The sequence below is a fragment of the Mesorhizobium sp. M2C.T.Ca.TU.002.02.1.1 genome (assembly GCF_003997225.1).
This window is the reverse complement of the sequence record NZ_RZTO01000406.1, coordinates 1-5,528: the sequence shown is the minus strand read 5'-3', so window position 1 is coordinate 5,528 and position 5,528 is coordinate 1. Positions and strand designations below refer to the sequence as shown.

At 64.2% G+C, this 5,528-nt stretch carries 4 protein-coding genes; 1 reads left to right on the top strand and 3 read right to left on the bottom strand.

Annotation, left to right across the window (positions count from 1 at the left end):
- Together EOD07_RS20610 and EOD07_RS20605 are read right to left on the bottom strand one after the other, a co-directional pair.
- The coding region (locus EOD07_RS20610) for an FAD-dependent oxidoreductase (RefSeq protein WP_164772388.1) at positions 1 to 1,900 on the bottom strand (1,900 nt) is incomplete at its 3' end.
- 63 nt (positions 1,901 to 1,963) lie between these two features.
- Positions 1,964 to 3,502 carry a trimethylamine methyltransferase family protein gene (locus EOD07_RS20605; RefSeq protein WP_127236772.1) on the bottom strand — a complete coding sequence of 513 codons (1,539 nt, stop codon included), beginning with the start codon at positions 3,500 to 3,502 and terminating at the stop codon, positions 1,964 to 1,966.
- Positions 3,503 to 3,713: 211 nt separating this feature from the next.
- Between EOD07_RS20605 and EOD07_RS20600 the strand changes: the two genes are divergently transcribed.
- The gene (locus tag EOD07_RS20600) at positions 3,714 to 4,304 is read left to right on the top strand and encodes a hypothetical protein (RefSeq protein WP_127236771.1); all 591 of its coding nucleotides are present in this window, start codon (positions 3,714 to 3,716) and stop codon (positions 4,302 to 4,304) included.
- A 13-nt stretch (positions 4,305 to 4,317) separates the two neighbouring features.
- Here EOD07_RS20600 and EOD07_RS20595 read toward each other — a convergent pair.
- The coding region (locus EOD07_RS20595) for an oligopeptide/dipeptide ABC transporter ATP-binding protein (RefSeq protein WP_164772387.1) at positions 4,318 to 5,528 on the bottom strand (1,211 nt) is incomplete at its 5' end.

Sequence of the window (5,528 nt, the reverse complement as noted above, 5' to 3'; positions counted from 1 at the left end):
AGCCAAGATCGCCCGTATAGCTCACGCGGCCGACGAGGCACGGCGCCATGCCGATATCCATTCGCGCAACTGCCATGAAGGGAAACGCCGCGTTGGAGACATCGGCGCGGGTGACCTTGGCGAGAACCTCCCTCGCCTTCGGTCCGGCGATCGCAAGGCCGGTGAGCTTCTGGCCCAGCGCTTCGATCCGCACCGAGCCATCATCCTTGGGCAGATGCGCCTCGAACCAGCGCATGTGGTACTGCTCGGCAATGCCGGAGCCGGCGATGAACCACTCTGCGTCGTCGATGTTGGCCAAAGTGAAATCGCCGATCAGCTTGCCGTCGTCCTTCAGCATCGGCGCCAGCGTCATGCGGCCACGCCTGGGCAGCTTGCAGGCGAATATGCGGTCGAGCCATCCAGCAGCGCCCTCGCCCGTCACCTTGTATTTGGCGAAGTTCGAAATCTCCGACAGGCCGGCGCCGTTGCGCACCGCCGCGACCTCCTTGCCGACATGGTCGAAGTCGGTGGAACGCCGCCAGGAAAACTCGTCGGTGACGCCTTCCGGCGCATACCAGAGCGGCACTTCGAGCCCGTAGGATACGCCCCATTGCGCGCCCCTGGCGGCAAGCGTGTCGTAGAGAGGCGTCGTCTTGAGCGGACGGCCGGCAGGCAGCTCCTCGTTCGGGAAGCGGATCGAAAAACGCCGCGAATAATTCTCGCGCACCTTGGCGTTGGTGTAGGCCATCGTCGCCCAATCGCCATAGCGCGCCACGTCCATCGCCCAGATGTCGGCGCCCGGATCGCCCTCGATCATCCAGTTGGAGAGCGCCAGCCCGACGCCGCCGCCCTGGCTGAAGCCGGCCATGACGCCGCAGGCGACCCAGAAGCCCGGCAGGCCGCGCACAGGGCCGACCAGCGGATTGCCGTCGGGGGCGAAGGTGAAGGGGCCGTTGATGATCTGCTTGATCCCGGTCTTCTGGAAGGCCGGAAAATGACGAAAGCCGACTTCCAGCGACGGCGCGATGCGGTCGATGTCCGGCTCCAGCAGCTCATGGCCGAAATTCCAAGGTGTGGTGAACTCCGACCAGACCTTGTTGGCCTTTTCATAGGTGCCCATCAGCATGCCGCCGCGCTCCTGGCGCAGATAGAGCTCGCCGTCGAAGTCGACCGCGTGGATGATCTCGGTGCCGGTCTTCTTGTTCCAGTCGGCGACTTCCGGCATGTCCTCGGTGATCAGGTACATATGCTCCATGGCGAGCACCGGCAGTTCCAGCCCGACCATGCGGCCGACCTCGCGCGCCCACAGCCCGCCGGCATTGACGACATGCTCGGCGATGACATCGCCCTTGTTGGTGATGACGCGCCATAGGCCGTCGGGCCGGCGCACGATGTCCTCGACCTTGGTGAAGCGCTCGACCTCGGCGCCGAGTTTCCGCGCCGCTTTGGCATAGGCATGCGTCACGCCGGACGGGTCGAGATGGCCGTCCTCCTTGTTGCGCACGGCGCCGACGAATTGGCTGGGATCGATGAGCGGCATCAATTCCGCCGCTTCCTTGGCCGAGATCACTTCGAGGTCGATGCCGAGATAGCGGCCCTTCGACACCACGCCGCGCAGCCAGTCCATTCGGGCCTCGGTCGCGGCCAGCAGGACGCCGCCGGTCAGATGCACGCCGGTCGCTTGCCCGGAAAGCTCCTCGATCTCCTTGTAGAGCGAGATCGTGTATTTCTGCAGCTTGGCGACGTTGGGATCGCCATTGATGGTGTGCATGCCGCCGGCCGCGTGCCAGGTCGAGCCCGAGGTCAGCTCGTCGCGTTCCAGCAGCACGACATCGGTCCAGCCATGGCGGGCAAGATGGAACAGCACCGAGCATCCGACGACACCGCCGCCGATGACCACGACCTTTGCATGCGACTTCATGGGTTTTCTCGTTGGTTCAGTGAGTTGAGAGATTGAAATGAATCAGGATGGGAAGCTGTTCCCTCACGGCTCGCCTTGCCCGATCGCTTCCTTGCGGCGCGCCATATAGGCTTCGAGCGCTTCGCGCACGGCGGGATCCATGGCCGGCTGGACATATTCCTCCAGCGCCTTCTTCCAAAGCCTGGTCGCGCGCGCCGTCGTGTCGAGCGCGCCCGCCTCCTGCCAGGCCTCGTAATTCTGCCAGTTGGAAAGCATCGGCTGGTAGAAGGCGGTGGCGTAGCGCTCCAGCGTGTGCGGCTCGCCGAAGAAGTGGCCGCCCGACGGCACCGCGCCCAGCGCCTCGACCGCGAGCTCCGCCTCGTCGACCACTATCGGCCGCAGGAACTCCATCATGTGCTGGATCATCTCGACATCGATGATGAGCTTCTCGAACGAGGCCGTCAGCCCGCCCTCCTGCCAGCCGGCGGCATGATAGACCAGGTTGCCGTGGCCGAGCACCGCGCCCCACAGCGCCATCATCGTCTCATAGGCGCCCTGCGCGTCGGCGGCGTTGGAGGCCGAGCCTGGCGTCGTGCGATAGGGCAAGTTGTAGTGCCTCGCCAACTGCCCGGAAGCGATGTTGGCCTTGGTGTTCTCCGGCGTGCCGAAGGCTGGCGCGCCCGACTTCATGTCGACATTGGAGGTGAAGGCGCCATACATCACCGGCGCGCCCGGCCGTACCAGCTGCGTCAGCACGATGCCGAACAGCGCTTCGGCGTTCTGCTGCGCCAGCGCGCCGGCAAGCGTCACCGGGCTCATCGCACCCATCAGCGTGAATGGCGTCACCGCCACCGATTGGCCGTATTCGGCCATGGTCATCAGCCCTTCGGCCATCATCTCGTCGAAGCGGCGCGGCGAGTTGACCGAAATGATGGTGGTGACGCCGGGGTCCTGCGCCATCTGATCCAGCGTCAGCCCACGCGCGATCGCCATCATCTCGATGCCGTCGAGCGCCCTGCCCCGCCCGATCGCCGAGACATGGAAACATTTGTCGGTCAGCGTCAGATTGGCGAAATAGGTGTCCATATGCCTTGTGTTCGCCGGCAGCTCGATCGGCGCGCAGACCTGGTTGCCCAGCATGTGGATGCAGTTGAAATGCTGCGCCAGCCGGACGAGGTCCGAGTAGTCGTCAAGGTTGCCGGCGCGCCGGCCGCGTTCCATGTCATGCACATTGGGCGGGCCGGCGACGAGCGTGAAATTGATGGTGCTGCCGCCGAGATGGATGGCGTTGTTCGGGTTTCGAGGCATCAGCGTGTAGGTCGAACGCGTCGACCTCAGCGCCTCCTCGACCATGCCGCGATCGATGCGCACATTCATCGAGCCGTGGTCGACCTTGGCGCCGGCGCGCTCGAACAGCGACAGCGCGCGTGCGCTCATCACCTCGATGCCGAAGTTTTCCAGGATATGCATCGATGCTTGGTGGATGGCCTCGATCTGGCCGGCCGACAGCAGCGCCATCGGCGGATACGGGTTCTCCACCCGCCGCCGTGGCAGTTGCGGGATGGCGGCTGGTCCCCGGTTGCTGGTGCGCTCGGCGCCGCGCTTACGTCTTGGTTCGCTCATGCGCGCATCAGAGCGCCGGCATCACAGGCGAGCTGTCAGGAATTCGCCATTTGCCGGCGTGATTTTAGCCAAGGCGGCATTTTTCTAAATCGAAGAGAAGAATTACGACGCAAAAAGTCGTAATATCGATACTCGATTTTTCATGCCCGCCACATCCGCGTTAAGGAAGCGAGCAAGACTCCTTTTATGATTTCGGCCTATTCGTCTTCCAATGCGTAGGTCGAGTTTTAGTAAAATTGTCGCTGTTTCCGTGCTGCTGGCGCTTTCGGCCTGCGCGACGGCGCCCAGCCACATCAACAATGTCTGCGCCGTCTTCGACCAGAATGACGGCTGGTTCGACAACTGGCAGTCCGCCGCCGAGCGGACCGAGCGGAAATACGGCATTCCCGTTCCCGTGCTGATGGCGACGGTGCGCAAGGAATCCGGCTTCAAGAGCAATGCCCGCCCGCCGCGCACCAAGCTGCTCGGCTTCATCCCGTGGACGCATGTCTCGAGCGCCACCGGCTATTCGCAGGCGCTCGACGGCACCTGGTCGCAATATCAAAGCGAGACCGGCAACTGGGCGGCGCGCCGGACACGCTTTGCCGACGCCATCGATTTCGTCGGCTGGTACCACTCCAAGACCGCCGACACTTTTGGTGTCGCCCGCAACGACACCTATAATCTCTATCTGGCCTATTATCTCGGCTGGACAGCCTATGGCCGCGGCAACCGCGGCGACGCCGGCGTGCAGAGCTACGCGCGCGCCACCGATCAGATGGCGCGCGATTATGAGGCGCAGCTACGGCAATGCGGCAGCTGACGCCCGTCCGGAGTCAGTGCCGTCTTGTCGTGTCTTTCGGTTTTGAAACACCGGTTTCCGATGTCTCGTCTCGGACTTCGTGGCGCCGGGCTTTCATGCCAGCCTTGTCCTGCTCCACGGCCTCCCCGATCTGGTCGGCTTCCGCGCTGCCCGTTTTGCCACGAGGCCGGTTCGGCGCCGTTCCGGCGAGGCCCGGCCCCTCGCCATGCGGCGCATCGTCCGGCACGCCCTCATGCGCGGCGTGCTCCTTGTCGAACTTGATGACCGGCTCCATCTTGGCCAGCACGTCGTCCGAAAGCCAGCACAGGCTCGTATGGCCGCCGCCGAGATTCTTCACCGGCGGCACCTTGGTCTCGCACAGATTGTCCGGCACCAGCTTCTTGTAGCCGCAACGCGTCTGGAACGGGCAGCCGGTCGGCGGGTTCATCGCCGACGGGATGTCGCCTTCGAGCACGATGTGCTTCTTGACCACGCTGGTGTCGGCGATCGGGATCGCGGACAGCAGCGCCTCGGTATAGGGATGGTAAGGCGGCGAGAAGATCTGGTCGGTCGTGCCCTGCTCGACGATGTAGCCCAGATACATGACGACGACGCGATCGGCGATGTAGCGCACCACCGACAAATCGTGGCTGATGAACAGCATCGTCGTCTTGTTCTTGCGCTGGATGTCCATCAAGAGTTCGGTCACCGCCGCCTGCACCGAGACGTCGAGCGCAGAGACCGGCTCGTCGGCCACCACCACCTTGGCGTCTCCGGCAAAGGCGCGCGCGACGCCGATGCGCTGCTTCTGGCCGCCCGACAGCTGGCGCGGCTTGCGGGTTTCGAAGGCCCTGGGCAGCTTCACCAGATCGAGCAGCTCCAGCATGCGCTGGCGCCGCTCGGCGACATTCTTGCCGACATTGAACTTCTCCAGCGTGCGGATGATCTGCGATCCGACGCTGTGGCTGGGGTTCAGCGTGTCGAACGGGTTCTGGAACACCATCTGGATCGACGACACCGTGTCGACGCCGCGGTGCTCGATGCCCGTCGACTGGATTTCCTTGTTGGCCAAAGTCACCGTGCCCGAGCTGGCGGTCTCGAGGCCGAGCAGCACCTTGGCCAGCGTCGACTTTCCGCAGCCAGACTCGCCGACGATCGCCACCGTCTCGGATTCGCGCGCGGTGAACGAGATCGTCTCGTTGGCCTTGACGACGCGGCCTTCGCTGGAGCCGAACACCTCGCTGC

Coding starts and splice junctions, on each gene's coding strand:
- EOD07_RS20605 (WP_127236772.1), bottom strand. CDS start 3,502: ATGAGCGAACCAAGACGTAAGCGCGGCGCCGAGCGCACCAGCAACCGG.
- EOD07_RS20600 (WP_127236771.1), top strand. CDS start 3,714: ATGCGTAGGTCGAGTTTTAGTAAAATTGTCGCTGTTTCCGTGCTGCTG.